Annotated in this window: 24 protein-coding genes and 2 riboswitches; of the genes, 11 read left to right on the top strand and 13 right to left on the bottom strand. The window is 60.2% G+C overall.

Translation table 11 applies throughout. The features are described from left to right. Positions 1-60: 60 nt before the first annotated feature. Entirely contained in the window at positions 61-765 is a 705-nt protein-coding gene (locus ALO80_RS04665) for a YebC/PmpR family DNA-binding transcriptional regulator (RefSeq protein ID WP_054988263.1), read from the top strand. A 20-nt stretch (positions 766-785) separates the two neighbouring features. Here ALO80_RS04665 and ALO80_RS04660 read toward each other — a convergent pair whose 3' ends face one another. Then, entirely contained in the window at positions 786-2,090 is a 1,305-nt protein-coding gene (locus ALO80_RS04660; protein WP_055008120.1) for a leucine-rich repeat-containing protein kinase family protein, read from the bottom strand. Positions 2,091-2,169: 79 nt separating this feature from the next. After that, positions 2,170-2,715: a TetR/AcrR family transcriptional regulator gene (locus tag ALO80_RS04655; RefSeq protein ID WP_055007110.1), complete on the bottom strand. Its 546-nt coding sequence runs from the start codon at positions 2,713-2,715 to the stop codon at positions 2,170-2,172. Between the two features lie 106 nt (positions 2,716-2,821). On the opposite strand from ALO80_RS04655, the gene ALO80_RS04650 reads away from it, so the two are divergent. Then, positions 2,822-4,051, top strand: a complete 1,230-nt coding sequence (locus ALO80_RS04650) for an MFS transporter (protein WP_055008119.1) — start codon at positions 2,822-2,824, stop codon at positions 4,049-4,051. Positions 4,052-4,087: 36 nt separating this feature from the next. Here ALO80_RS04650 and ALO80_RS04645 read toward each other — a convergent pair whose 3' ends face one another. The 3 genes from ALO80_RS04645 to ALO80_RS04635 form a co-directional block, all read right to left on the bottom strand. Further along, on the bottom strand, positions 4,088-5,224 hold the full coding sequence (locus ALO80_RS04645) for a M14 family metallopeptidase (protein ID WP_055008118.1): 1,137 nt from the start codon (positions 5,222-5,224) through the stop codon (positions 4,088-4,090). A gap of 101 nt (positions 5,225-5,325) precedes the next feature. Next, on the bottom strand, positions 5,326-5,859 hold the full coding sequence (locus ALO80_RS04640) for a sigma factor-like helix-turn-helix DNA-binding protein (protein ID WP_055008117.1): 534 nt from the start codon (positions 5,857-5,859) through the stop codon (positions 5,326-5,328). A 493-nt stretch (positions 5,860-6,352) separates the two neighbouring features. After that, positions 6,353-6,820 (bottom strand): Lrp/AsnC family transcriptional regulator, encoded by a 468-nt coding sequence (locus ALO80_RS04635; RefSeq protein ID WP_002553253.1) that lies wholly within the window; start codon positions 6,818-6,820, stop codon positions 6,353-6,355. A 173-nt stretch (positions 6,821-6,993) separates the two neighbouring features. On the opposite strand from ALO80_RS04635, the gene ALO80_RS04630 reads away from it, so the two are divergent. Then, entirely contained in the window at positions 6,994-10,476 is a 3,483-nt protein-coding gene (locus tag ALO80_RS04630) for an indolepyruvate ferredoxin oxidoreductase family protein (RefSeq protein WP_055008116.1), read from the top strand. 73 nt (positions 10,477-10,549) lie between these two features. On the opposite strand, the gene cobM is transcribed toward ALO80_RS04630, so the two are convergent. The 4 genes from cobM to ALO80_RS04610 are packed head-to-tail and all read right to left on the bottom strand — an operon-like array spanning position 10,550 to position 12,677. Beyond that, on the bottom strand, positions 10,550-11,299 hold the full coding sequence (gene cobM, locus ALO80_RS04625) for a precorrin-4 C(11)-methyltransferase (protein ID WP_055008115.1): 750 nt from the start codon (positions 11,297-11,299) through the stop codon (positions 10,550-10,552). Between the two features lie 32 nt (positions 11,300-11,331). Further along, on the bottom strand, positions 11,332-11,781 hold the full coding sequence (locus tag ALO80_RS04620; RefSeq protein ID WP_055008114.1) for a cobalamin biosynthesis protein: 450 nt from the start codon (positions 11,779-11,781) through the stop codon (positions 11,332-11,334). Beyond that, a complete protein-coding gene (locus tag ALO80_RS04615) occupies positions 11,759-12,481 on the bottom strand; it encodes a CbtA family protein (RefSeq protein ID WP_054988273.1) in 723 nt (240 codons plus the stop codon). Before ALO80_RS04615 ends, ALO80_RS04620 begins: the two co-directional genes overlap by 23 nt. Before the next feature lie 10 nt (positions 12,482-12,491). Beyond that, a complete protein-coding gene (locus ALO80_RS04610) occupies positions 12,492-12,677 on the bottom strand; it encodes a CbtB domain-containing protein (RefSeq protein ID WP_054988274.1) in 186 nt (61 codons plus the stop codon). A 96-nt stretch (positions 12,678-12,773) separates the two neighbouring features. Beyond that, positions 12,774-12,991: riboswitch (cobalamin riboswitch) on the bottom strand. A 58-nt stretch (positions 12,992-13,049) separates the two neighbouring features. Further along, positions 13,050-13,269, top strand: a riboswitch (cobalamin riboswitch). Positions 13,270-13,379: 110 nt separating this feature from the next. On the opposite strand from ALO80_RS04610, the gene cobW reads away from it, so the two are divergent. Genes cobW through ALO80_RS04590 form a run of 4 tightly spaced genes read left to right on the top strand, consistent with a single transcriptional unit; the run spans position 13,380 to position 19,905 of the window. After that, positions 13,380-14,444, top strand: a complete 1,065-nt coding sequence (gene cobW / locus ALO80_RS04605) for a cobalamin biosynthesis protein CobW (RefSeq protein WP_055008113.1) — start codon at positions 13,380-13,382, stop codon at positions 14,442-14,444. 3 nt (positions 14,445-14,447) lie between these two features. Then, positions 14,448-18,212: a cobaltochelatase subunit CobN gene (cobN, locus tag ALO80_RS04600; RefSeq protein WP_055008112.1), complete on the top strand. Its 3,765-nt coding sequence runs from the start codon at positions 14,448-14,450 to the stop codon at positions 18,210-18,212. Continuing rightward, positions 18,212-19,240: an ATP-binding protein gene (locus ALO80_RS04595; RefSeq protein ID WP_055008111.1), complete on the top strand. Its 1,029-nt coding sequence runs from the start codon at positions 18,212-18,214 to the stop codon at positions 19,238-19,240. Before cobN ends, ALO80_RS04595 begins: the two co-directional genes overlap by 1 nt. A gap of 53 nt (positions 19,241-19,293) precedes the next feature. Continuing rightward, positions 19,294-19,905: a vWA domain-containing protein gene (locus ALO80_RS04590; RefSeq protein WP_055008159.1), complete on the top strand. Its 612-nt coding sequence runs from the start codon at positions 19,294-19,296 to the stop codon at positions 19,903-19,905. 83 nt (positions 19,906-19,988) lie between these two features. On the opposite strand, the gene ALO80_RS04585 is transcribed toward ALO80_RS04590, so the two are convergent. After that, positions 19,989-20,255 carry a hypothetical protein gene (locus ALO80_RS04585; RefSeq protein ID WP_003315350.1) on the bottom strand — a complete coding sequence of 89 codons (267 nt, stop codon included), beginning with the start codon at positions 20,253-20,255 and terminating at the stop codon, positions 19,989-19,991. 328 nt (positions 20,256-20,583) lie between these two features. Here ALO80_RS04585 and ALO80_RS04580 point away from each other — a divergent pair, with 328 nt between their 5' ends. Further along, the gene (locus tag ALO80_RS04580; protein ID WP_055008110.1) at positions 20,584-21,909 is read left to right on the top strand and encodes a sigma-54 dependent transcriptional regulator; all 1,326 of its coding nucleotides are present in this window, start codon (positions 20,584-20,586) and stop codon (positions 21,907-21,909) included. On the opposite strand, the gene ALO80_RS04575 is transcribed toward ALO80_RS04580, so the two are convergent. Together ALO80_RS04575 and pnuC are read right to left on the bottom strand one after the other, a co-directional pair. Beyond that, entirely contained in the window at positions 21,886-22,431 is a 546-nt protein-coding gene (locus tag ALO80_RS04575; protein WP_055008109.1) for an AAA family ATPase, read from the bottom strand. The genes ALO80_RS04580 and ALO80_RS04575 overlap by 24 nt on opposite strands. After that, the gene (gene pnuC, locus ALO80_RS04570; protein WP_055008108.1) at positions 22,428-22,991 is read right to left on the bottom strand and encodes a nicotinamide riboside transporter PnuC; all 564 of its coding nucleotides are present in this window, start codon (positions 22,989-22,991) and stop codon (positions 22,428-22,430) included. The genes ALO80_RS04575 and pnuC overlap by 4 nt, the downstream gene beginning before the upstream one ends. Positions 22,992-23,242: 251 nt before the next feature. On the opposite strand from pnuC, the gene ALO80_RS04565 reads away from it, so the two are divergent. Further along, the gene (locus tag ALO80_RS04565; protein WP_055008107.1) at positions 23,243-24,073 is read left to right on the top strand and encodes an undecaprenyl-diphosphate phosphatase; all 831 of its coding nucleotides are present in this window, start codon (positions 23,243-23,245) and stop codon (positions 24,071-24,073) included. Further along, a complete protein-coding gene (locus tag ALO80_RS04560; protein ID WP_055008106.1) occupies positions 24,070-24,504 on the top strand; it encodes a DUF1294 domain-containing protein in 435 nt (144 codons plus the stop codon). Before ALO80_RS04565 ends, ALO80_RS04560 begins: the two co-directional genes overlap by 4 nt. On the opposite strand, the gene ALO80_RS04555 is transcribed toward ALO80_RS04560, so the two are convergent. Then, positions 24,499-24,855 carry an MmcQ/YjbR family DNA-binding protein gene (locus tag ALO80_RS04555; RefSeq protein WP_162491660.1) on the bottom strand — a complete coding sequence of 119 codons (357 nt, stop codon included), beginning with the start codon at positions 24,853-24,855 and terminating at the stop codon, positions 24,499-24,501. The two genes, ALO80_RS04560 and ALO80_RS04555, sit on opposite strands and share 6 nt — an antisense overlap. A gap of 138 nt (positions 24,856-24,993) precedes the next feature. Here ALO80_RS04555 and pcaD point away from each other — a divergent pair, with 138 nt between their 5' ends. Continuing rightward, positions 24,994-25,785 (top strand): 3-oxoadipate enol-lactonase, encoded by a 792-nt coding sequence (gene pcaD, locus ALO80_RS04550; RefSeq protein ID WP_055008104.1) that lies wholly within the window; start codon positions 24,994-24,996, stop codon positions 25,783-25,785. Positions 25,786-25,816: the final 31 nt, after the last annotated feature.

Raw genomic sequence — 25,816 nt, 5'->3', positions numbered from 1 at the left:
GCGTTCTGTCAGTCGTGCAGGCGCAGGCGGCGAGGTGCCTAGCGAATCAAGAGAGCAGACATGGGCGCACAGTGGAAGGTCAAGCATAAAGAAGCGGCAGCCAACGCCAAGGGACGTACGTTTGGCAAGCTGTCCAAGGAGATCATGATCGCCGCACGCGCTGGCGCAGACCCGGACATGAACTCGCGTCTGCGGCTGGTGGTCGAGCAGGCCAAGAAAGCTTCGATGCCGCGCGAAACCCTGGAGCGTGCCATCAAGAAAGGCGCGGGCCTGCTGGGCGAGAGCGTCAACTTCGAGCGTCTGACCTACGAAGGCTTTGCACCGCACCGCGTACCGGTGATTGTCGAATGCCTGACCGACAATATCAATCGCACGGTCTCGGAAATCCGCGTGCTGTTCCGCAAGGGACAGTTGGGCGCTGCGGGCTCGGTATCCTGGGACTTCCTGTATCAAGGCATGATCGAGGCCGTCCCGGCTTCACCCGATGCTGATCCGGAGCTGGCGGCAATCGAAGCCGGTGCCCAGGATTTCGAGCCAGCCGAAGAGGGCGCGACGCTGTTCCTGACCGAATCCACAGATATGGATGCGGTGTGCAAGGCGCTTCCCGAATTCGGTTTCACCGTACAGTCCGCGCAACTGGGCTATCGCCCTAAAAGCACCGTGGATGGCCTGACCGATGAGCAGATGGCCGAAGTCGAAGCGTTTCTCGAAGCCATCGACAACCATGACGACGTGCAGAACGTATACGTGGGTCTGGCAGGCTGATCGCTGTGCAGTGGAGCGCTTTACGCGCTCCATGCTTTTATGTGCAGAAGAATCTCTGCCAGCGACGGTCGTTGCTGGCAATCCGGCTGCACGCAGCTCACCTGCAGTGCCTGTAGACCCGCCATGACGTTCTGATCCTGCGGATCTGCCTCGCAACGCTCCAGCAATTCCCCCAACAAGATACCGAATGCCCGCGTTTCGATGCGCTCCAGCGCCTTTCCCGTCCCGGCTGACGGGTGAAAGGACGCCGCACCGAAGTCGCTCAGCAGGCAATTGCCATCCTCCTGCACAAGAATGTTGTGCCCATACAGGTCGCCGTGCGTGATCCCGCGGGCGTGAAGATGCGCGGTGACCGATGCGATGCCTGCAGCGAGGCGCAGCAGTACCGGCAAGGAAAAGCGTGTGCCGTTGGCGTAGACATCGCGGCTACAGGATTCCAGGCTCGGCGGTCCGGCAAGATTGCCGAAATCGGGGGCTATCAGCGCCATGACCAGGCCGCGTTGCCGCTCGGGATGCCCGCTGATTTGTCCAAGAACCTCGATCAGCTGTGTGTGCTGGCCAGCGGCTATGCAGGCGGCCATTTCATTGAGCGGTGAGCCATCACTGGTGACATTGCCCTTGTACAGCTTGACCGCAACCCGTCGTTCATCGTTGGCGTTGTGCCAGAGCGCCTGCTGGATGATCCCGGAAGCGCCTTCGCCAAGGCACTGACCCATGCTGAGCCGGTCCCACGGGATCTCACGGATCGGTGCCGCCGTGCGTTCAGGGCACAGCGGATTGTCGGCGTAGGCGAGCCATGCCAGGGCCGGCAGGCTCAGCAGCCAGTCCGGCAGCTCGGTCAGGCGATTGGCGGCGATGCGGATCAGCTCCAGCCTGTGACAACCGGCGAGAGTCGTGGGAAGGGCATGCAACCGGTTGCCGGCAAGCATCAGTTTTTGCAGATCCGGACGACGGCCCAGCTCATCGGGCAGGGACTCTATGCGGTTATCGGTCAGGATCAGCCAGCGCAGGCGCGGTGGCAGTGCGGCAGCACTGACGTGCGCTATGCGATTGGCCTTGAAGCCGACGATCCGCAGTTGCTGGCACTGGCCAATGCCTTCCGGCAAGTGGGTGAACGCGTTGTCCGACGCGAACAGCACGCGCAGACGGGTAAGGCGACACAGGTCGTCAGGCAGCGAGGTCAACGCGTTGCCGCTGAGGTTCAATACTTCCAGGGTGTCCGCGAGGTCGAATATCTCGACCGGGAATTCGCTCAGGCCACAGGAGAGGTCAAGCCGTTTGATGCCTGCCAGTTTGCCGGCGCGCAGATCTGCAAGGGTGTGCATGAATAGGTTCGGTCATTGATATCGGACAAGGCGCGCATCATAGCGGGAGTTTCAGCCGCTGACTGCTGTAAACCTTGTCTCAGGTCAGGCAGCGCTCTACCCATTGGCGCACGCGCTCAGGCGTTGGCGCGGATTCGGAATACAGAATCCGGTAAATCATGGGGGCAACAACGGCATCGATCAGGTCGTCGGCAGTCGGAGATATTTCTCCGCGAGCGGTCGCACGATCAATCATGACCTGCAATTGCTCGCGTACCATTGTCGCGCACTTGCCCACACAACCGGAGGTGCTGGCGACCACATCGCGCATCAGGGCTCGACCCGGCGCTGAAGACATTTCGTCCAGATACATTTCGCTCCAGATCAGCAGGTCCTGGTGCAGGCTGCCTTGATCTATCGGCGCATCAGGGCGCAGATGCTCGATGGCGGCGTCTGCCAGCAGCGTGGTCAGATCACCCCAGCGGCGATAAATGGTTGACGGTGTAACGCCCGCTCGGGTTGCGATCATTGGCACGCTGATTGCCGAGCGATCATGCTCCTGCAACAAATCGCGGACAGCGCGATGAATGGATTCCTGCACGCGGGCACTGCGGCCTCCGGTGCGTACTGCTTCTTTGATAGCCATACGGCGGACCTTAACACAAAGTATTTGCTTTAAGCGCTGTCGCGTCGCACACTCCGCAAAAGCTAATTCATGGCTTTAACGGTTTGTACGGGCGGAGCACCTATTCATGTCCCTATCTTCACAAGGTTCGACATCACCAGGCGTGATGCCTGATGGCCAAGTACGCAGCCATCTCGGGTTTCTGGCGTTCACGACGCTGTGTTTTTTTGCCGCGTCCAGCACGCCCACACCGCTTTATCACCTGTATCAGGAGGCCTGGGGATTCTCTTCCGGCATGCTCACGCTGATTTTTGCAGTGTATGCATTTAGCCTGCTGGCTGCCTTGCTGATTGGCGGTTCGTTGTCTGACTACATAGGGCGGCGCCCGGTGATTTTCGGTGCCTTGCTGCTGCAGATCGTCTCGATGCTGCTGTTCATTGTTGCCCGCGATGTTACATGGCTGATCGCTGCACGTCTGTTGCAGGGATTTGCCACCGGGCTTGCCGCCAGCGCATTGGGGGCTGCATTGCTGGACAGCGATTCAGTCAAAGGTCCGCTGATCAACAGTATTTCACCGATGCTCGGTATGGCAGTGGGTGCGCTGGGGAGCGCGTTTCTGGTGCAGTTCGCGCCGCTGCCACTGGTGCTGGGTTACTGTTTCCTGCTGGCCGCTTTCGTGTTTCAGGCGATTTACCTCGGCCGAGTCGCGGAATCCGTCAGTCGCCAGCCGGGCGTATGGCAATCGCTCAAGCCTTCGTTACATGTGCCACAGCAGTCACGGCGTATGTTATGGCTGGTACTGCCGGTGGACATTGCGGCATGGGCGCTGGGTGGGTTTTTCCTGTCGTTGAGCCCGTCCTTGCTGGCGGCGGCGACCGGCTCGACCTCACCTCTCAATGGCGGCCTGGCGGTCGCCGCGTTGACCCTAAGTGGCGCGCTGGCGATCCTCAGTCTGCGTCAGCGCGAGCCGGTTCTGGGGTTATGGGTAGGCGCATGTTTTTTGCCGCTCGGTGTGGCAGTGATTCTGCTGGCGGTGAACCTGGGCATGCTGTGGCTGTTTTTCATTGGTGCCGTAGTGGCTGGCATCGGTTTCGGATCAAGCTTTCTGGGCGCGTTGCGCATGCTGATGCCCACGGCGCATGCCCACGAACGAGGAGGGCTGATGTCGGCTTTTCTGGTACTCAGCTATCTGGCGTTCTGCATACCGGCACTGGTTGCCGGGTTCTTTGCGCACACGGCGGGCCTGGTGGCGACCAGCAATGTCTATGGCGCGGTGGTGATCACGCTGTCATTGATCGCGTTGGCGGGATTGATCGTGCGTCGTGCAGTTGGCAGAAGCGAAAACGCCCACGCATAAGTGGGCATTTTTGCTTGCAGACAAGGGCCAGGGCCTTCAGCGCAGGTCTTCCACCATCTCGGCCAGCACGGTCAGCACATCCACGGCCAGTTGCGCGGAGCGTTTGCCTGACCAGCCTGTCACCGGGTCCGGCGCATCATCGTGGTCCTTGAAGGGCATCTCCAGCGTCAGTGCCAGGCATTTGTAACGCTCGCCGACGGCGTTTGCCGCCAGGTTCATATTGGCCTGGCCGGGGGCACTGCGCGGGTAACCGTAGACAGTCTGGAAGTTCTCGCTGACGTCGCACAGACGGCTGCGGAAGCGCTCTTCAAGCTGGCGTTGATGCGCTGTATAGCCGGGATTGCCTTCGCACGCGGCGGTGAATACGTATGGGATTTCCTCGTCACCGTGTACATCGAGGAACATGTCCACGCCGTACTTTTCCATCTGCTGCCTGATGAAAAAGACTTCCGGGCTCTGCTCTTCGGTGCTGTCCTGCCATGCGCGGTTGAGATCCTTGCCGTTGGCGTTGGTGCGCAAGTGGCCGTGAAAGGCTCCATCCGGGTTGACGTTCGGCACCAGATACAGGTCTGCGCGGGCCAGTAACTGCTGCAACACAACATCGTCTACTTGTCCCAGGCGTTCAATGACCCCTTCCATGAACCATTCGGCCATGTGTTCGCCGGGGTGCTGCTGGGCAATCATCCATATCTTGCGCTTGCCCTCTGCACCGTCACCCTTGCGCAGCAACTGGATATCACGCCCCTCGACGCTTTTGCCGACAGTCAGCACGTGTGCTCCGGCCTTTTCCTGAGCCTGTTCGATCAGCCAGTCGTGGCGTTCGCGGCTGTAGGGTTCGAAATAGGCAAACCAGACTTGCGGTTGATCAGGGGCAAGACTGAAGTCGAGTGCCTTGCCGTCAAAGGCGGACGGCACCCGAAACCAGTTCTGATGGTCATAGGACGCTACGGCGTTGTAGCCGGTCCAGGCACTGTTGAAGGTTGACTGGCTGGCATTGGTCAGGCTGAAGCCATAGGTCTGGCCGACATTCAGGCCGTCTACCTTGAAATGAAACCACTGGAAATGCGCGCTTTGTGTGTCGGCTTCGATTGCCAGGCTGATACGAGCCGGGTCGCTGGAGTCGATAACCCGAATGTTGCCGCTGTCGAAGTCTGAATTGATCGTGAGAGCCAAGATAGGTGCCTGTGTACGTAGATGCCTTTTCAGGGCGCTACTGTACACCCATCGACAGAGTGCCTTGCGACGTAAACTTCATCACAACGGTCATGTGTCTGTCAGGAAATTGCCTCGGCGGTGACCATCAAACTACAGATGAAAGCGGTCAGGAGGCACCAGACCAGATAAGCCCGACGCTTGCGTCGATGCCAGCCGGACGCACCGAGCAGCGCTGCAGGTGCCTGCAATTGGCGCCACATGCGCTCGCTGTTCTGGAACGCCGAGAGGTGCGCTGCATCGGCGTCCAGCCAATGGCGAAATTCGATGCGTTCGCTGGCCGTGGCAGCGGGGCTCTGCAAATGTACATACCAGCGGCTGGCCTGGTCCTGAATGGCGCGGCTGTCATCGGTGCCTTGCAGATAGGCCTTGCCCAATGCGCGAAGCATCGCACGTTCGACCCGGGCGATATCGACATCCATGAAGCGGGCGATGTCGGCGTACGTCAGACCGTCAAGTCGACTGAGCAGGAATATCTGCCGTGTACGGCGCGAGAGCTTGCCCAGCCTGTGGCCGAGCTCGATTGCCTGCAGCGTGGGTTGCGGCTCAGGCAGGCGGGCGGGGAGGTGCAGCAAAGACGAGAGCTGATTACTCATGATGTATCGCTCGCTGATCTTCCATGGAGGTTCTTCCTTGCAATGACAGGTATCGTCCGTGACAAGAATAGACTATTGAATACGAGAATCATTCTCAAGTGAAAAGTTGCAGCAATTACTTTTTATCTGCCGCGATCGGCCGTTTTCGTTGCAAAAACATGACCATCGTCAGGGTTGCTTTGCTATGATCCGCGCCATTGCTACACACCTGCGCAGTACCCCGACTTCATTAGCCTGAAGCAGCGAAACCAAAAGAAAGAACCAAAAAAAGACCCGGCAAAAAGCCGGGTCAAAAACCGTGATTAGCCTGATGAGGAGATAATCAGGAAGCCGACCTAAGGCTTCCGGGTTATCCAGCGGATCTCGCGACCCGCTGATGCAATAATAATCATTATCATTTGCAAGTCAAATGTTTTTATTGCCCTCATCGACACCGATAATCCGCCAGCGCCTGCTCGGCGGATTTTCTCCTTCATTATAAATCCGACCGTCTCTAGTCCAGCGGCAACTCCGTGGTGCGCTTCACCGTGCTCATGGCGATGTTCGAATGCGCCTCGTGCACATGAGGCAATTGCAGCAAGTGATCGCGCAGGAAGCGCTCATAGCTGGCGATGTCCTGGGCAACCACCTTGAGCATGAAATCCATTCCTCCTGCCATCGTGTAGCACTCCAGCACCTCGGGGTGACCGATGATTGCCTCTTCGAACTCGGCCAGATAACGCCGGCCATGACCTGACAGCTTGACCTCGACGAACACCGTCATGCTCAGACCGAGTTTCTGAGTGCTGAGCAACGCGACCGTGCGTTCGATTACCCCATCTTCCTGAAGCCTGTGGATGCGACGCCAGCAGGGCGATTGCGACAGTTCGACCCGCTCGGCGATTTCTGCCGCAGACAGGCTGGCGTCATGTTGCAACAGACGAAGAATCTTGCGATCGATAGGGCTCAATTTAGGCTGCATGAATTGACCTTGTTTTTTGTTCTTGTTGAAAAAAGCATGCTCAGTATCAGCAGATTTGCACGCATTTAGAAAGAAAAAGCCTCTTGGCTGCTGGCAGTCTAGTGGCAAGGCTGCCGGGCTGGACCGTCCCGGTGCAAAGACCTGACCACTATAAGAACAAGAGAGGTATCTGCATGTCTCTGGCTGATATTCGTCTGGATGATAAATACCGGCTTGCCACCGGCAATCTGTACCTGACCGGCACCCAGGCACTGACCCGCCTGCCGATGCTGCAAAAGCAGCGTGATGAAGCCTGCGGCCTGAATACGGCCGGGTTCATTTCCGGCTACCGCGGCTCGCCGCTGGGCAATCTGGACAAAAGCCTTTGGGATGCCAAGGACTATCTGCAGCAAAACGCCATTCATTTTCAGCCGGGCATCAACGAAGAGCTGGCGGCTACGGCAGTCTGGGGCAGCCAACAGGTCAACCTGTTCCCGCAGGGCAAATACGATGGCGTATTCGCCCTCTGGTACGGCAAGGGGCCGGGTGTAGACCGTTGCGGCGATGTCTTCAAGCACGGCAACTCGGCGGGCGTTGCTGCCAATGGCGGTGTGCTGATCCTTGCGGGCGATGACCACGGCTGCAAATCATCCACCATTGCGCATCAGAGCGAGCACGCGTTTATCGCTTCGATGATTCCAGTGCTCAACCCCAGCAACGTTCAGGAAATTCTCGACTACGGCATCATCGGTTGGGAATTGTCGCGCTACAGCGGTTGCTGGGTGGCAATGAAAACCATCGCCGAGAACGTCGATTCTTCTGCCGTGGTCGAGGTCGACCCGTTGCGGGTCGAAACACGTATCCCCGAAGATTTCGTGCTGCCGGAGGGCGGCTTGCACATTCGTTGGCCGGATCCGCCACTGGCTCAGGAAGCGCGGCTCAATACCTACAAGATCTATGCGGCCAGGGCCTTCGCCCGCGCCAATCAGCTCAACAAGGTCGTCATTGACTCTGCGCAGCCGCGGCTGGGGATCATCACTACCGGCAAGTCCTATCTGGACGTGCGTCAGGCGCTCGAAGAGCTGGGGATTGACCAGGACCTGTGCGACAAAGTCGGCATACGCGTGCTCAAGGTCGGGATGAGCTGGCCGTTGGAGCCTGTGTCGGTGCACGACTTTGCCGAAGGGCTGGACGAGATACTGGTGGTCGAGGAAAAACGCAGTGTCATCGAAGACCAACTGACTGGTCAGCTTTACAACTGGCCGGTTGATCGCCGCCCGGTGGTGGTCGGAGAATTCGATGAACAGGGCCGCTCATTACTGCCGAATCTTGGCGAGCTGACACCAGCAATGATTGCCAGGGTTATCGCCAAGCGTCTCGCGCCGTTCTACAGCAGTCCGCAGATCGAGGCCCGTCTGCAGTTTCTCAGCGACAAGGAGCAAGCGCTCCAGGCGCCGCTGTTTACCACCCAGCGCACCCCGCATTTCTGTTCCGGTTGCCCGCACAATACCTCCACGCGTGTTCCCGAAGGCAGTCGCGCGCTGGCCGGGATCGGCTGCCATTACATGACCATCTGGATGGATCGCGAAACCGACACTTTCACTCAGATGGGCGGTGAAGGCGTGACCTGGATCGGTCAGGCACCGTTCACCGAAACACCGCACGTCTTTCAAAACCTGGGCGACGGCACGTACTTTCACTCCGGGCATCTGGCACTGCGTGCGGCCGTGGCTTCAAAGGTCAACATCACCTACAAGATCCTCTATAACGATGCCGTGGCCATGACCGGCGGCCAGCCGATCGACGGCGTGCTGCGTGTCGATCAACTGAGCCGTCAGGTGTTCAATGAGGGCGTACAGCGTATCGCACTGGTCTCGGACGAGCCGGAAAAATACCCTAGCCGGGAGGATTTTGCGCCGATTACCACCTTCCATCATCGGCGCGAGCTGGACAGCGTGCAGCGTGAGCTGCGTGAGTTCAAAGGTGTGTCGGTCATCATCTATGACCAGACCTGCGCGACGGAAAAACGCCGCCGTCGCAAGCGTGGCACGATGCCGGATCTGGAAAAACGGGCGCTGATCAACCCGGCCGTGTGTGAAGGCTGTGGCGATTGCGGGGTCAAATCCGGTTGCCTGTCCGTATTGCCGAAGGAAACGCCCCAAGGCCGCAAGCGCGAAATCGACCAGAGCGCCTGCAACAAGGATTTCAGTTGCGTCGAGGGTTTCTGCCCGAGCTTCGTGACGGTGCATGGCGGCAAACTGCGTAAGCCTGCACTGCCCACGCAGGTCGAGGCGTTCGCTCGTCTGCCCGAGCCCACACTGCCGTTGCTGAACCGGCCGTTCAACATTCTGCTGCCGGGTGTCGGCGGAACGGGTGTGACCACCGTCGGTGCGATGCTGGGTTATGCCGCGAACCTGGAAGGCAAGGGCTGTAGCGTGCTGGATCAGGCCGGTCTGGCACAGAAATTCGGTCCGGTGGTCAGCCATATTCGCATTGCAGCGCGCCAGGAGGACTTGTTCGCGGTGCGCATCGCGGCCGGAGAGGCTCACCTGTTGCTGGGCTGTGACCTTCTGGTGGCGGCAGGCCCGGATGCTATCGCCAAGCTCGACAGCAAGATTTCTCATGCAGTGGTCAACAGCCAGCAAACGCCCACTGCCGAATTCACCCGCAATCCGGATGCGGTGTTTCCGGCCGAGGCCATGAAGCAGACCATCATCGATGCGGTCGGGGCCGGAAAAACTCACTTCGTCGAAGCCACATCGCTGGCCACCCGATTGATGGGCGACAGTATTGCCAGCAACCTGTTCATGCTCGGCTATGCATTTCAACTGGGGCTGATTCCATTGACCTCGGCGGCCATCGAAAAGGCTATCGAACTCAATGGGGTGGCAGTCAATCTCAACCAGCAGGCTTTTCTCTGGGGGCGTCGTGCCGCCCATGACCCTGCGGCGGTCGAAGCTTTCGTCAATCCGCAGCAGAAGGTCAGCGAACCGCAGCCAATGGACCTTGATCAGCGCGTGCAGAGCAATGTCGAAACCTTGAAGCAGTATCAGAGCAGCGCCTACGCCAAGCGTTATCTGGAACTGGTTCAGCGTGTGCGCGATACCGAATCACGCGTGTTCCCTGGTCAGCAGCCATCGCTGTCCGAGGCAGTGGCGTTCAACTACTTCAAATTGCTGGCCTACAAGGACGAATATGAAGTGGCTCGGCTGTACAGCAACGGCGAATTTGCTCGCCAGCTGGACGCACAGTTTGAAGGTGATTATCGGCTGGAATTTCACCTGGCACCGTCTTGGCTGGCCAAGCGCGATCCGCATGACGGCCTGCCGCACAAACGCAGTTTCGGGCCGTGGATGCTGCGCGCCTTCGATGTACTGGCTAAATTCAAGTTCCTCCGTGGCACGGTACTCGATCCCTTTGGCCGCAGCCTTGAGCGTCGGCAGGAGAGGGCCTTGATTGATAGCTATGTCAGTGACATAGAGCTGATTCTTCAGCACCTGCAAGCACAGAACCGCCACACCGCCCTGAGCCTGGCACGTCTGCCGGAACGCATTCGTGGTTATGGCTATATCAAGGAAAGCGCCATGAAAGCAGCTGCGTTACAGGCCGATATTCTACGCAAGAGTCTGGAAAGCGGCGAAGTGGCTGCGCCGAAGCTCTACGAAGCAGCTGCTTGAGGACGCCTGACGGACGGACCGCCCGGGTCTTTGCCGCATCCTGCGGGCAGAGTCCGAGGCGGGGGAGCGAGCGTTATCCAGGCCTGAACAGATGGGCATGCCCGGCGCGGTACAGCGAGGATTCGCTGAACGTATCGTCGGCAAGCACGCGTCCGACCAGAATCAGTGCAGTGCGGCGGAAGCCTCTGGCCTGCACTTTTTCGTGAATATCCGCCAGTGTCCCCAGCACCCAGTCCTGATCCGGCCAACTGGCGCGGTGCACGACGGCAATCGGGCAATCGAGTCCATAATGGGGGGCAAGCTCTTCGACAATCCGCTGCAGGTTGTTCACGCCGAGATGAATTGCCATGGTCGCCCGGTGGCGGGCCAGACTGGCCAGCTCCTCGCCGTCGGGCATCGACGTCTTGTCGGCGTAGCGGGTCAGAATCACGCTTTGCGAAACATCCGGCAGGGTCAGCTCGACGCCCAGCAAGGCGGCACAGGCAGCGGTCGCAGTCACGCCGGGAATGATTTCGAATGGAATGTCCAGTTCGCGCAGATGGCGGATTTGTTCGCCGATGGCGCCATACAGGCTCGGGTCGCCGGAGTGCACGCGAGCAACGTCCTGGCCCTGCGCATGCGCAGCCTTGATCAGCTCAATGATCTGTTCAAGATGCATTTCTGCACTGTTGGCCACCTGCACGGCCTGATTGCCCTCCAGCACGGCCAGCGGCACGAGCGAGCCTGCGTAGATAATGATCGGGCAGGTACGAATCAGGCGTTGCCCCTTGACGGTGATCAGCTCGGGATCGCCAGGGCCTGCGCCGATGAAGTAGACAGTCAATGTGTTCTCCGGGGTGAATGAGCGCGGGGCGATTATCCACCGTGGGCGGGGCTGATTGCCAAGGCAAATGTTGCGTGAGCGCTTTTCTGCCGCTCGATCAGCAACGTGGCGGTGCCGTCTCCCGACTGCGCAGCCAGCGCCAGTGCCGAACCCTCGGCCACACCATGACAGCCCGTCGTCTGAAAGACCTGCGCAGAACGATGGGTGAGATGCAGTTCCCACGCCACCAGTTGCGTGGCGTTGAAACACACCAGCGGTACGCCCAATTGCTGGACCAATTCAAGCAGGCCCGGTTCCTTGTCTTTCAGATCGATAGACGCCAGCGCGGTGACGCTGGCAATGTCCAGGCCAATGGCTCGAAGACTGCGCTCGATCAGCTCGCGCAATGCTGCTGCCGAACAACCGCGTCGACAGCCCAACCCGGCGACCAGGGCTGCGCCGGGGTCAATCCGCAGTGAATCAGGCCTGGTGCAGGTCGGCATTGCTGCTGTGATCATCGTTTCTGCGGAACAACCAGGCACTGATCAGCCCCATCGCGACCCAGAACAGCGCGTTGGTAAGTAACGAGGCAAGCATGAACTGCGACTCCAGAGCCTCGGGGGCCAGGCTTTCATGGGCCAGCGGCTGTGGCGCGCCGATAACATGAGGCACCACCAGAATCGCCACACCCAGCGCTTTCAGCAGCCAGTTCTGACCGAATACCAGCAAGGCCAGCCCGGTGGCAGTGGACGCAGCGGTGCCGATCCACCACAGCTGGCGCTGGCTCAGCTCGGCGGCGGCTGTGCCTGGTAACTCAGGTGGCAGGCCGAGGGTGGGTGCCAGCACAAATACAGCGAAACCGGCCAGCCCCCACCATACGCCTTGCACGGTGCGACGCGGCGCGCGCAAGGTGTACAGCCCGGCGAGCATCAGGGCAAAGCCCACCGCGACCACCAGATTGCCGCCCGTAGTGGAGAGCACACGTTGCCAGCCGTTTTCAGGTTCCCAGGCCGCCTCTTCATGCGCATGACTGTGCTCGGCGGTCGCGCCTTCGGCATGCTCATGCACCTGTTCGGCAAACGCGTTTTCGTAAGTTTCGGCCTGCTGAATCAGCGGCACCACCCACAGGCTTTGCAGCAGAGTCAGCAACAGGGCCGCAAGCAGGCCTGTGAACCCGGCAGTTTGTGCGATTCGCTTGAACATTGTGTAACCCTTAATGGCAAGGAAAGGCAGCGCTGTGACGGGTGTCATGTGCCGCATTGTGCACGGCAGCGATGTGCGAGAATCCGGCGAAATAGACCAGGCAGGCACCCAGCAATGTGGCGCTGATAGCGGCTGTCAGGCGTTGAGTGCGCGTGGAACTGGTCGTGGCGGGGTGGCTGCTGCTGATGGTCGACATGGCGATCCCTCTTGGTGATTGGCAAGTGGGCCACGCGCAAAGGAACCTGCCGACAGATGCCGGAGGTTTCAACTGCGCCCGCCCACCGCGGGTTTGTCATTGCAACAATGTCGGGCCGGTCTCCGGGCTCGCGAGGGGACTGAACGTCAGTATGTTCAAGCCCTGCAAGGTCACCTTCCCATGCCGCGGCACAGTGGATCAGACCTTCTCTCGCTTACCGTTGCGGGGGCAGCACCGGACTTGCTCGACAATAGGGCGAGCACACCGGTTTCCCGTTTCACCCCGTGAGGGGCACCCGAAACAAGGCGTACAGGAGAGCATGCGCGGCGGGGGATCGTCAATCTGAACGATTGACCTGTCTGCGGTCACTGCGTAGCCTTGCCGGTTCGAGGTTCTCCCTGCGTAATGCGTTACAAATGGAGCTAAGACGGGAATGCGGTATACGCCGCAGCTGCCCCCGCAACTGTAAACGGTCAGGTTCATTGCACAGCCACTGCTGCGGCGGGAAGGCGCAATGAATGCGTGTCGACAGGTCTTTAATGATCTGCAAGCCGCCGTGAGCCAGGAGACCTGCCTCGAACCGGACCCAGGGTCTGCGAATTCTCACTACAACCGGGCGGGGTGATCCGGTGGCGATCCGATCCGTGTGCCAGGCATGCGGTTCTCGTCCTGTTTGCCCGCCGCACTGCCAAAGGGCATCTGATGAAAACACTGGCCAAGCTTCCCGTCACCATCGTCACCGGCTTTCTCGGCTCGGGCAAGACTACCCTGCTGCGGCACATGCTCGACAACGCCGAGGGGCGGCGCATTGCGGTCATCGTCAATGAGTTCGGCGAATTGGGCATCGACGGCGAGATCCTCAAGCAGTGCACGATCGGTTGCACCGAAGAAGAAGCCAACGGCCGGGTTTACGAGCTGGCCAACGGCTGCCTGTGCTGCACGGTTCAGGAAGAGTTCTTTCCGGTCATGCGCGAACTGGTTGCTCGTCGTGGAGACCTGGACCACATCCTCATCGAAACTTCGGGGCTGGCATTGCCCAAGCCGTTGGTTCAAGCCTTCCAGTGGCCGGAAATTCGCAACGCCTGCACGGTCGATGCGGTGATCACTGTGGTCGACAGCCCGGCGGTACTGGCCGGTACGTTTGCTGCATTCCCGGATCAGGTCGATGCGCAACGCAAGCTCGACCCGAATCTGGACCACGAGTCGCCTCTGCACGAGTTGTTCGCCGATCAGTTGGCCAGCGCCGATCTGGTCATCCTCAATAAAGCCGACATGATCGATGCCGAAGGGCTGGCTGCGGTGCGTGCCGAAGTTGCCGAAGAACTGCCGCCCGCTGTCAAGGTGATCGAAGCGAGCAGCGGCCGTCTGCCAATCAGCGTGCTGCTGGGTGTCGGTGCCGAGTCCGAGCTGCACATCGACGGTCGCAAAACCCACCATGATCACCACGACGATGACGATCATGATGACCACGATCACGACGCGTTCGATTCAATTTCCCTGAAGCTGCCGCAGGCGGATGAAAAAGTCCTGCTTGGTGCGCTGAATCAACTGGTCGTGCAGCATGGCATTCTGCGGGTGAAAGGCTTCGCGGCCATTCCCGGCAAGCCAATGCGCCTGCTGATTCAGGGCGTCGGTACGCGTTTCGACAAGCATTTCGACCGCGCCTGGCGTGCCGACGAAGAACGCGCCACGCACCTGGTGCTGATTGGCCAGGAACTGGACGCCGCGGCCCTGCAGGCGCAGCTCAACGCTGCGATTGTCGGCTGACCCATGCATTTACTGAGAACCCAGCCCGGCGGTTTCGTACCCGACGACAGCATTGCCGATCTGGGCCAGACCCCGGCCGAGCTGGTGATTCTCTGTAGCGGCGATTCCAGCCTGGCGCTGCTGGCCGAAGCTGCCCGGCAGCTCCCCGAAGACTACCCCAGCCTGCGTCTGGCCAATCCGATGCAGGTCCAGAATCATGCCTCGGTCGACCTGTACGTCGATGAAGTGTTGCGTCACGCCAGAGTCATTCTGATTTCCCTGCATGGCGGTATCGGATACTGGCGTTACGGCGTCGAGCGGCTGATGGAACTGGCGGCATGCGGTGTTCAGGTGATCCTGGTGCCGGGTGATGACCGCCCTGATCCCGAATTGAGCGACCTGAGCACCGTACCTGCCGTAGAGCGCGACCGGCTCTGGCAGTTTTTGCGTCAGGGCGGTTTGCAGAATGCGCTGCAACTGTACAACTGCATGGCCAGACGCTGGCTGGACCGCGATTATTCCTGGGTCGAGCCCGCACCGTTGCCGCGCACGGCTATCTACCACCCTCGACGCGCAAGTGCGCGGCTTGCCGACTGGCAGGCAGACTGGATTGCCGAGCAGCCGGTGGTGGCGCTGCTGTTTTATCGCTCGCACCTGCAGGCGGCCAACACCAGTTTTATCGACGAGTTCTGCGTCCGCTTACAGGCACACGGCATCAACCCGTTGCCCATTGCCGTGGCCAGCCTCAAGGAACCCTGCTGCTTCACCCAGGTGGAGGACTGGCTGGACGAGGCTGACACCGAGCTGATTCTCAACACGACCGGCTTTGCCCAGTCGAGTCCGGAAGCGCCGCATCTGCGTCCGTTTCGACGCAATGTGCCGGTGATCCAGGCCATTTGCGCGCAGGACAACGAGCCTGCCTGGCAAGCCAGCGAACAGGGCCTTGGTGCCCGCGATCTGGCGATGCACATTGCCTTGCCCGAGCTTGACGGGCGGATCATCAGTCGGCCGATCAGTTTCAAGGACCTGGCCTGGCGCAGTGAGCGCAGCCAGTCGGACGTGGTCTGCTACCGCGCTCAACCGGACAGGATGGACTTTGTCGCGCAACTGGCGCGGCGCTGGATCGAGCTGGCGCGACTGCCCAATGCCAGCAAGCGCGTGGCACTGATCCTGGCCAATTACCCGACTCGCGATGGACGGATCGGCAACGGTGTGGGGCTCGATACGCCTGCGGCGGCGCTGAACATCCTGAGTGCCATGCAGGCCGAGGGCTATCCGCTGGCAGAACTGCCGGACAGCGGCACCGAACTGATCCGCCAATTGCTGGGCGGCGTGACCAATGACCTGGACAGCATCGACCAGCGTCCGTGTCAGCAAAGCATGGCGCTGGAGGAATACCTGGCGGCGTTCAACGAGCTGCCGCAGGAGAATCGGGATGCGGTAAATGCCCGCTGGGGCACGCCGGATGCCGACCCGATGTTTCGCAGTGGCAGGATGATGATTGCCGGGCTGCGCTTTGGCCTGACTTTCGTCGGCATTCAACCGGCGCGTGGCTATCAGGTTGACCCCAGCGCGGTGTATCACGATCCGGATCTGGTTCCGCCCCATGGTTATCTGGCGTTCTACTTCTGGCTGCGCAAGGCCTACGGCGCGCATGCCGTGGTGCACGTCGGCAAGCACGGCAACCTCGAATGGCTGCCGGGCAAAGGCGTGGGGTTGTCGCGAACCTGCTGGCCGGACGCCGTACTGGGCCCGATGCCGAACATCTATCCCTTCATCGTCAACGATCCGGGCGAAGGCGCACAGGCCAAGCGGCGCACCCAGGCAGTCATCATCGATCACCTGATGCCGCCGCTGACCCGTGCCGAAACCTACGGCCCGTTGCGTAATCTGGAACTGCTCGCCGACGAATTCTACGAAGCGCAATTGCTTGATCCGCGCCGCGCGCGCGAGCTGCAGCGTGACATCCTTGAACTGGTTCGTGAAACCCGTATCGACCGCGAGCTGGCGCTGGGCGAGAACCTCGACAGCGACGCCGATGCGGCGCTCTGGCTGCCACGTCTGGACACCTACCTGTGCGATCTGAAGGAATCGCAGATTCGCGACGGTTTGCATATCTTCGGTCAGTCGCCGCAAGGTCGCCTGCGCACCGACACCTTGCTGGCGCTGCTGCGTATCCCGCGCGGTGACGGGCGCGGTGCGCAGTCAAGCCTTTTAAGGGCCTTGAGCAAAGCGTTCGACCTGGGTTTCGATCCACTGGATTGCGAGCTGGCCGAGCCCTGGACCGGTGAGCGTCCTGCAGCGTTGCGGGCGGTCAGCAGCGACCCCTGGCGCAGTGCCGGTGATGCACGTGAGCGCCTGGAGCTTTACGCCGCCGCCCTCATCGAGCGCGTGACACAGGGTGATACGTTGCACGACCTGCCGGCTCACGATGATCTGACATTGATCATCGACAGCCTTCGCGAAGTGGTCGCGCCGCGTCTGGATGCCTGCGGCCCTGGAGAAATGCAGGGCATGCTCGATGCACTGAGTGGGCGCTTCGTTCCGGCAGGCCCCAGCGGCGCACCCAGCCGGGGCCGTCTGGACGTGCTGCCCACCGGTCGCAATTTCTTTACTGTGGATGTCCGAAATCTGCCGACCACCACGGCCTGGCGTATCGGTTTTCAGTCCGCCAGTCTGTTGCTCGAAAGGCACCTTCAGGATCATGGCGACCACCTGCGCCAGTTGGGCCTGTCGGTCTGGGGCACTGCGACCATGCGCACCGGCGGTGACGACATCGCTCAGGCGATGGCGTTGATGGGCGTGCGCCCGGTCTGGGCAACGGGCAGCCAGCGAGTCGATGATTTCGAGATTCTGCCGATCAGTCTGCTCGACCGCCCACGAGTGGACGTGACATTGCGGGTGTCGGGTTTTTTCCGCGATGCTTTCGCCAACCTCATCAAGCTGTTCGATGCCGCGGTACAGGCTGTCGCCGCACTCGACGAGCCGGACGACATGAACCCGCTGGCGGCCAGGGTACGCGAAGAGCGACAGGGCTTCGTCGCAGACGGGCTGAGTGAAGACGAAGCGGCGCGTCAGGCCGGCTGGCGGATCTTCGGTGGCAAACCCGGTGCCTATGGCGCTGGCGTTCAAGGTGCGATCGATGGCCGCCTGTGGCAGAGTCGCGATGACCTTGCCGAGGTTTACCTGAACTGGGGCGGCTACGCCTATGGCGCAGCCGATGAAGGTACGCCGGCTCGGCAGCGTTTTGCCCAGCGGCTGTCTCAGGTGCAGGCGGTGCTGCAGAATCAGGACAATCGCGAGCACGATTTGCTCGACTCAAACGATTATTACCAGTTCCAGGGCGGCATGCTCGCGGCTTCGGAAACCCTCAGCGGACAGAAGACTGCAAGTTATCATGGCGATCACAGCCAGCCGGACCTGCCGAAAATACGCACCCTCAAGGAAGAGCTGAACCGGGTAATACGCTCGCGTGCGGCGAATCCGAAATGGATCGAAGGGGTCAGGCGTCATGGTTACAAAGGTGCTTTCGAGATGGCAGCGACTGTGGATTTCCTGTTCGCGTTCGATGCGACCACCGAGCTGATCGATGATCACCAGTACGCGCTGCTCGCCGACGCCTATCTGCTCGACCCGGCGACTCGCGATTTCATCGCCCGGCACAACCCCGATGCTCTGCGCGACATGACCGAGCGCATGCTCGAAGCCCAGCAACGCGGCCTCTGGCAGGAGCCTGGCGAGTACCGGCAGGCGCTGGAAGACCTGCTCCTGGACATAGAAGAGAACTGATGACCTTGTCTGATCCAACCACTACCGAAACGCCCCACTTTCCGCTGGCCGCCGTAGTCGGTGCCGATGACCTGAAACTGGCGTTGTGTCTGACGGCCATCGATCCGCGCATCGGCGGCGTATTGATCGAAGGGCCTCGGGGCATGGCCAAGTCGACACTGGCGCGCGGGCTGGCCGATGTGCTGGCCAGTGGTCAGTTCGTCACCCTGCCGCTGGGCGCTACCGAAGAGCGTCTGGTCGGCACACTGGACCTGGACGCTGCGCTTGCCGAGGGCCGGGCACAGTTCTCGCCCGGCGTACTCGCCAAGGCTGATGGTGGTGTGCTGTATGTCGATGAGGTCAATCTGCTTGCCGACCACCTGGTCGACCTGTTGCTTGATGTCGCGGCCAGCGGCGTCAATCTGGTCGAGCGCGATGGTATCTCCCATCGTCATTCAGCGCGCTTTGTACTGATCGGCACCATGAACCCGGAAGAGGGCGAGTTGCGCCCGCAACTGCTTGATCGTTTCGGCTTGAACGTGGCACTGAGTGGCCAGACCCTGCCGGCCGAGCGGAGTCAGATCATCCGTCGTCGTCTGGATTTCGACAGCGACCCGGTCGGGTTCTGCCAGCAATGGCACGTGCAACAGGATGCATTGAAGCGTCGCTGCGAGCAGGCGCGTCAGTTATTGCCGGGCATTGAACTGGATGACCATTCGTTGGCGATGATTACCGAGCGCTGTTTCGCGGCGGGTGTCGACGGTATGCGTGCCGATCTGGTCTGGCTGCGTGCCGCGCGGGCTCATGCGGCGTGGCGTGGTGCCGGCCGGATTGAAGAGCAGGATATCGAAGCGGTCGCTGAATTTGCCTTGCGTCACCGACGTCGCGAGCCCGCTCCGCCGCCACAAAACCCGGAAGCGCCGCCGCCCGGATCTTCAGGCAGGCAAGACGGGCCTGAAAGCGGGCAGGGCAGTTGGGGCGAACTGCCCGCCCAGACAGTTACTACCGGATCACGTCGCGAAGTGCCGAGCTGGCCAAAAAAGTCCTAGGCATCCGCCCTCGTGTCGCACAGGGGGCGGATGCCATTCCTCGTCCTGGCCGACTGGCCTCCGGCAGGCAAGGAGCCCTGCGTGCTGGCGTCGATGGCCCGGTGCAATGGTCGGCCACGCTGTTGCGCGGTCAGCCGAAAAGCCGCAAGGATCTGGTTCGCAAGCCGCGCAGCAGCCGCCCCGGCGAGTTATTGCTGGTGATTGTCGACGCTTCGGCTTCGACGCGACGTCATCAGGCGTTGAGCCAGGCAAAGGGCCTGCTTTCTCAGGTGTTCGATGATGCCTATCGACGCCGGGCGCGGCTGGCCCTGTTGACTGCCAGCGGCAATACGCCACGCTGGCAACACCAGGGCCTCAAAGCCTCATCGGCATTGACCCCATGGCTGGATGCTCTGGGAGCTGGCGGGGGTACGCCGCTGTCAGCGGCGCTGGAACAGGCAGGCGAATGGCTGGTGCAACGACAAAAACGTTATCCGGCCGAACAACAACGGGTACTGGTACTGACCGATGGCAGGATCAAGCAGTTGCCTATGCTGCCGGCATTCAATTGCGCCAGTTTGCTGATCGATATGGAGAAAGGCCCTATCCGCCTGGGCAAGGCGCGGGAACTGGCGTCAAGCCTGGGGGCTGATTACCGACATATCGATGAGCTGAAAGCGCTTTGAACCCCGGCGTCCGAAACGGCGTGCCAATACCAGACATCGGCACGCCAGTTAGCTGCAGTGCACAAGCAGCTTTCGACTCTACATCAGGCAGGCATGGTCCACGGCTCGAGGTCGTAGCCCTCGTTGCTGATTTCTGCGCGAGCCTGTTCAAGGGCACTGGCCAGTTGCCGCTTGTCTGAATAGGTGCTGCTCGGAATCTGCTTGCGACCAATGCGGTTGCTGGTGCGGTCGATCACCGTCAGGCTCAGTTCGCCGTTACCGTCCTGTGGTGCCCAGGCAACACACTGGAAGGGTTCAAAAGCGTGTCCAGCGATCAGAAGTGCATCGTTGAAGCGCAGTGGGGCGTTCATGGTTTTTTCCTCAAGTGCCCATATCAATTCAGTCACGTCGGCGGGCTAACCGTCCGGCTGGTTACTTGTGTTGATGAACGATAAGGGGACCGGAGTCACACCGTTCAAGGAAAAAATTTGCAGATTTTTTAAAGGCGCGCTTGCATGCCTTTTCAAATGAACGTCGTTCGGTGGTCAATACATTAAAGTGACATCGGGTTATGAGCGTTAGACCCAAACGGTACAACGCCGTGTCAAAAAGTTGCTAGGGTGATAGTTGGGCTCGCCAACATGCTGTTTATAAAAAGCTTTTAAAATCCAACTCTACGCCGGGCGCCAAGGAAACTTCATGCATGGATCGGCCCCAACGCGACGCCTGTTGATCATCGACGGCGGTGATGACTGTCATCCTCTGATCCCCGTTTTGAGCGATGCCGGATGGACGGTACACACGGGCACCTTGGGCTCTCCCTTCGGTTCTGATCATGACGTCGGCCTGGTTCACTTGACGCCGGGTCATTTCGAACAACTGCCAAGGCTTCAGGAGCTAGTGAGCCATAGCCAAATGCACTGGGTGGCAGTGCTGTCATCCGGCGATCTGCAGCGCGATAAAATCGGCGATTTCGTTTGTCAGTGGTTTTTCGATTTTCACACCCTTCCTGTCGACATAAACCGGCTGCATATCACGCTGGACAAAGCGCTTGCGGCCAGACGTTCCAGCGTTCATGGGGCGACAGCGCTTTCTCATGCCGAGCCCGAACTGCTCGGCGACAGTCGACCGGTACGTGAGTTGCGCAGGCTATTGAGCAGGCTGGCACCTATCGACTCACCGGTATTGATTCGTGGCGAGCGTGGCACAGGCAAAGAGTTGATTGCGCGCAGCCTGCACGCCCAGTCCCAGCGACGTGACAAACCCTTCGTTGTAGTCGACTGCGGAGCGTTCACAGGGCAGATGCTGCATGCCGAGCTGTTTGGCTATGAGCGCCACGCTTTTGAAGGCGCGGAGGAACGAAGGGTCGGCCTGCTTGAGGCTGCAGACGGTGGCACGCTGCTGCTTGACGAAGTCGGTGATTTGCCGCTGGAAACCCAGGCGTGTCTACTGCGTTTTCTGGAGGAACGGCAGATCGAGCGCTTGGGCGGCAGTGAATCGATTGCAGTGGATGTGCGGGTGCTGGCAGCGACCCGCGAGGACCTTGAAACGGCTGTTCGTAAAAAGCGCTTTCGTGAGGACTTGTATTATCAGCTCAATGTACTGCAGGTCGGCGTAGCGCCATTACGCGAGCGTCATGGCGATCTGGCGTTGCTGGCTAACCATTTCGCCCATTTATATAGCCAGGAAACCGGCAGGCGGGCGCGCAGTTTCAGTCAGGATGCGCTGGTCGCGCTGGGCAAACACGACTGGCCGGGTAATGTGCGGGAGCTGGCAGGGCGGGTACGGCGAGGGCTGGTGCTGGCCGAGGGCAGACAAATAGAAGCGGCAAACCTGGGCTTGCTGGGCGAAGAGGACAATGCTGGCAGCATGGGCACGCTGGAGGAGTATAAATCGCGTGCAGAACGCCAGGCATTGTGTGACGTACTGACCCGCCACAGTGACAATTTGAGTGTGGCTGCCAGGGTGCTGGGCATTTCGCGGCCGACTTTTTATCGCTTGTTACACAAGCACCAGATCCGCTGAGTCCCCGAGCAGTTGCGAAACAGCCGCCATTGCCTGTTCGCGGCGTTGCGACCAGTCACCGCCCAGTGTCAGGTATGTTTGCCGGTGACGCTCCAGCCACTCGCGGCTGGTATCGAAGAAGGCCTGGCGTTCGCACAACTGCGGCTGGCAGCGTTGCCCGTCGCCGATCCAGTCCACGCCCACGGGCGACAGCAGCAGGTGCAGGTCGTAGGAGCGGCTCAGCAATTGCTGTTCGATCCACGGCGGGCAATCGCCGAACAGGGTGTGGCTCCAGAGCATGTTGCTCAACAGATGCGTATCGAGTATCAGCAAGTGCGGCTCGGCGGCGCGCGCGGAGTCTTCCCAGGCCATTTGGCCTTTGGCGATGTCCGGGATATCGCCATAAACGGTATCGCGCCCTTGCTGATCGATGAAATGCCGCACGTATTCCCCGACCAGCACACCGCCAAACCGGTTCTGTATTTCGGCTGACAGCCAGCTCTTGCCGCTGGACTCGGGGCCGGTCAGGACCAGGACCTTCATCGCGCCAGCGCCAGATCGGCACGCCATTCGCGCCAGCCCTGCACAGCCAGGAGGGTAAACAGCCCGTACAGCGCAGCGGTCAGGTACAGCGCTTTGTAGATGAACAGACCGACAAAAATCACATCCAGCAGGATCCACAGCGGCCAGCACTGAACACGCTTCTGTGCCATCCAGACCTGTGCCACCAGACTGAACCCTGTCAGTGCAGCGTCCAGCCAGGGTTGTGCGGCGTCAGTGAAATGCGCCATGCCTGCGCCCAGCGCTAGGCTGATGAGTGCGCCCACCGACAATCCCTTGAGCACCGAATTTCGCTGTAGCGTGGTAACGGCTTTGACCGGCAGGCCGTCGCCATGCCGGGTCCACTGCAGCCAGCCATACACCTGCAAACCTGCATAGACGACCTGCAGCAGCATGTCCGAATACAGCTTCACGTCGAAAAATATCCAGATATAAATCACCACCATCACCAGCCCGATTGGCCAGCACCAGGGATTCTGCTTCACTGTCAGCCAGACCGCGATAACGCCAATGGCGGCAGCGAAGAGTTCAAGCCCGGACATGGCGGCTCCTTGGTAAGTGGTCAGGGAAGGGAGGGGTTGGCGATTGTATGCGCTTCTGTGTGCGGCGGGGAGCTTGCGTTGCGTCAGTTGTACGGCAACAGGCTTTATGCGTGCAGGTCTGCTAGCATTCCGCGCCGCGCCGTTGCGCGACTTTCTTCAAGCTTTGTTCAGGCCTGCAACGGCATAGTGGCAAGCATTTTTGATACGACAACATTAACAGCGAGCCTGCGGCATCGCTTCATGGGGGAATGATGGATCTTTGGACCGCTGCTCAGGCATTGATATTGGGTATTGTGGAAGGGCTGACGGAGTTCTTGCCGATCTCCAGTACAGGGCATCAGATCATCGTCGCCGACCTGATCGATTTTGGCGGCGAGCGCGCCATGGCCTTCAATATCATCATCCAGCTCGGCGCGATTCTGGCGGTGGTCTGGGAGTTTCGGCGCAAGATTCTCGACGTGGTCACGGGCTTGCCGAAGCAACGGCAGGCGCAGCGTTTCACCGTCAATCTGCTGATTGCTTTCATGCCTGCCGTGGTGCTGGGTGTGATTTTTGCGGACATGATTCACCACTACCTGTTCAACGCCATTACGGTGGCAACGGCGCTGGTTGTCGGTGGTGTGATCATGCTCTGGGCCGAGCGTCGCCAGCACACCGTACGCACCGAAACCGTCGATGACATGACATGGAGCGATGCGCTCAAGGTCGGGATGGTGCAGTGTCTTGCGATGATCCCCGGCACATCGCGCTCCGGCTCTACCATCATTGGCGGTCTGCTGTTTGGCCTGTCGCGCAAGGCGGCGACTGAGTTTTCGTTCTTCCTGGCCATGCCGACCATGGTGGGTGCTGCCGTGTATTCAGGCTACAAGTACCGTGACATGTTTCGTCCGGACGACGTTGCGGTCTTTGCCATCGGTTTCATTACCTCGTTCATCTTCGCGATGATCGCGGTGCGTGCGCTGCTCAAATTCATCGCCACTCACAGCTATGCGGTGTTCGCCTGGTATCGCATCGCCTTCGGCCTGCTGATCCTGGCAACCTGGCAGTTCGGCTGGATCGACTGGGCATCGGCCAAGGCATGACACTCGTCCGCGAGCCGCAACGGCAGGCCAGTCGGGGCCGGGCACCGGTCCGGCAATTACGTCTGAAGGTCGTGATGTTCCTGCTGGTGTGCGCGCTGCCGGTGTTTGGCTCGGTGTCCCTGTGGGTCAGGCAGGCTAAGTTGATCCTGGCGATTGCCTTGACGGTGATGAGCCTGCTGGCGTTTGTGATGTATCGACACGACAAGCGCCAGGCGGAAAACGGCGGTCAGCGCACACCGGAGAATGTCCTCCACGTCACCGAACTGCTGGGTGGTTGGCCCGGGGCGCTGCTGGCGCAGCAGGTGTTTCGGCACAAGACCCGCAAAGTGTCGTTTCAGATTGTGTTCTGGATGATCGTGCTGGTGCATCAGGCGCTGTGGATAGACTGGCTGTTTCTGGGCAAGCGTCTGTTGCAACTGATGCCTTTATAGCTTCAAGCCGATCTGCTGCCGTTTCGGCAACTTGCCAACCACCAACTGGTGGGAACGGGTCAGCAGATCGCGCACTTCATCGTCGCTCAGCGTGTGCAGATCTGCGACGCTGATCCAGTGCGCGCGAGCCAGGTAAGGTGCAGGGCGTATGCCTGGCCGGTCCACGTAACCCAGAAACAGCTCTGGATGAACCTTGAACGAGAGGTCCTGGCCGGTCAGGTCCATGACCGCAAACATCTTCTTTTCGGCGACGGAAAACACGCGCACGCCGCCCCATTTGTAGTCCTCACGGGTGCCCGGCAAGCTCAGGCAGAATCTGGCAATGTCTTCTTTGTGCAGGGTATTGCGGATGTTCTTGCTCACGGAATGCTCCTTTCGGTCCGGCGTCAACGGTAAGCTGTTCGATAGCCGCACGGATATTCGGTCAGCGGATTGTATGCTGCTGCGACACTCATTAGTGTGCAGGTTTGCCTTATTCCGGAGTCTCGAATGTCTGCCGTGCAACTCGCCGATGGTGAACTGAACTACCTGCTTGAAGGGCCGGCTGGTGCGCCCGTGCTGGTGCTGTCCAACTCGTTGGGCACCGATCTGCATATGTGGGACAACCAGGTTCCATCCTTCACGGATCACTTTCAGGTATTGCGTTACGACACGCGTGGTCATGGTAAATCGCTGGTCAGTGACGGGACTTACAGCATTGAGCAGAACGGTCGCGATGTGCTGGCGTTACTGGATGCGCTGCACATGGACCAGGTTTTTTTCTGTGGCCTGTCCATGGGGGGGCTGATCGGCCAATGGCTGGCGATCAATGCACCACAGCGCTTGCACAAGGTCGTGCTGTGCAACACGGCAGCCAGGATCGGTAACCCCGATGTCTGGAACCCTCGCATCGAAACCGTTCTGCGTGACGGGCAATCAGCCATGGCTGCGTTGCGCGAGGCGTCTGTTGCGCGCTGGTTCACGCGTTCATTCGCTGAGGCCGAGCCAGCTACGGTCGACACCGTCGTCGGCATGTTGGCAGGCACGTCACCACAGGGTTACGCCGCCAACTGTGCGGCTGTGCGTGATGCGGATTTCCGTGAGCAGATTGCCGCTATCAAATTGCCGGTATTGGTGGTGTGCGGTACTGAGGATGCGGTAACGACCCCGGCGGACGGTCGCTTCATGGTCGAGCGCATTCAGGGTTCGCAGATGATCGAACTGCATGCGGCTCATCTGTCCAGTGTCGAGGCCGGGGAAGCATTCACGGCGCCGGTGCTGGCGTTTCTGACTGCCGAGTGATCCGCCAGCCTCTGAAAGCCGGTCTTGAGAC

It is taken from the genome of Pseudomonas caricapapayae (genome assembly GCF_001400735.1).
Taxonomy (GTDB): domain Bacteria; phylum Pseudomonadota; class Gammaproteobacteria; order Pseudomonadales; family Pseudomonadaceae; genus Aquipseudomonas; species Aquipseudomonas caricapapayae.
This window is presented reverse-complemented; position numbering and strand designations above follow the sequence as displayed.

Bases quoted from the DNA above. Each gene is read 5' to 3' on its own strand.
- ALO80_RS04665 (WP_054988263.1), top strand. From the start codon at position 61: ATGGGCGCACAGTGGAAGGTCAAGCATAAAGAAGCGGCAGCCAACGCC.
- ALO80_RS04660 (WP_055008120.1), bottom strand. From the start codon at position 2,090: ATGCACACCCTTGCAGATCTGCGCGCCGGCAAACTGGCAGGCATCAAA.
- ALO80_RS04655 (WP_055007110.1), bottom strand. From the start codon at position 2,715: ATGGCTATCAAAGAAGCAGTACGCACCGGAGGCCGCAGTGCCCGCGTG.
- ALO80_RS04650 (WP_055008119.1), top strand. From the start codon at position 2,822: ATGTCCCTATCTTCACAAGGTTCGACATCACCAGGCGTGATGCCTGAT.
- ALO80_RS04640 (WP_055008117.1), bottom strand. From the start codon at position 5,859: ATGAGTAATCAGCTCTCGTCTTTGCTGCACCTCCCCGCCCGCCTGCCT.
- ALO80_RS04635 (WP_002553253.1), bottom strand. From the start codon at position 6,820: ATGCAGCCTAAATTGAGCCCTATCGATCGCAAGATTCTTCGTCTGTTG.
- ALO80_RS04630 (WP_055008116.1), top strand. From the start codon at position 6,994: ATGTCTCTGGCTGATATTCGTCTGGATGATAAATACCGGCTTGCCACC.
- ALO80_RS04620 (WP_055008114.1), bottom strand. From the start codon at position 11,781: ATGCCGACCTGCACCAGGCCTGATTCACTGCGGATTGACCCCGGCGCA.
- ALO80_RS04615 (WP_054988273.1), bottom strand. From the start codon at position 12,481: ATGTTCAAGCGAATCGCACAAACTGCCGGGTTCACAGGCCTGCTTGCG.
- ALO80_RS04610 (WP_054988274.1), bottom strand. From the start codon at position 12,677: ATGTCGACCATCAGCAGCAGCCACCCCGCCACGACCAGTTCCACGCGC.
- cobW (WP_055008113.1), top strand. From the start codon at position 13,380: ATGAAAACACTGGCCAAGCTTCCCGTCACCATCGTCACCGGCTTTCTC.
- cobN (WP_055008112.1), top strand. From the start codon at position 14,448: ATGCATTTACTGAGAACCCAGCCCGGCGGTTTCGTACCCGACGACAGC.
- ALO80_RS04595 (WP_055008111.1), top strand. From the start codon at position 18,212: ATGACCTTGTCTGATCCAACCACTACCGAAACGCCCCACTTTCCGCTG.
- ALO80_RS04585 (WP_003315350.1), bottom strand. From the start codon at position 20,255: ATGAACGCCCCACTGCGCTTCAACGATGCACTTCTGATCGCTGGACAC.
- ALO80_RS04580 (WP_055008110.1), top strand. From the start codon at position 20,584: ATGCATGGATCGGCCCCAACGCGACGCCTGTTGATCATCGACGGCGGT.
- ALO80_RS04575 (WP_055008109.1), bottom strand. From the start codon at position 22,431: ATGAAGGTCCTGGTCCTGACCGGCCCCGAGTCCAGCGGCAAGAGCTGG.
- pnuC (WP_055008108.1), bottom strand. From the start codon at position 22,991: ATGTCCGGGCTTGAACTCTTCGCTGCCGCCATTGGCGTTATCGCGGTC.
- ALO80_RS04565 (WP_055008107.1), top strand. From the start codon at position 23,243: ATGGATCTTTGGACCGCTGCTCAGGCATTGATATTGGGTATTGTGGAA.
- ALO80_RS04560 (WP_055008106.1), top strand. From the start codon at position 24,070: ATGACACTCGTCCGCGAGCCGCAACGGCAGGCCAGTCGGGGCCGGGCA.
- pcaD (WP_055008104.1), top strand. From the start codon at position 24,994: ATGTCTGCCGTGCAACTCGCCGATGGTGAACTGAACTACCTGCTTGAA.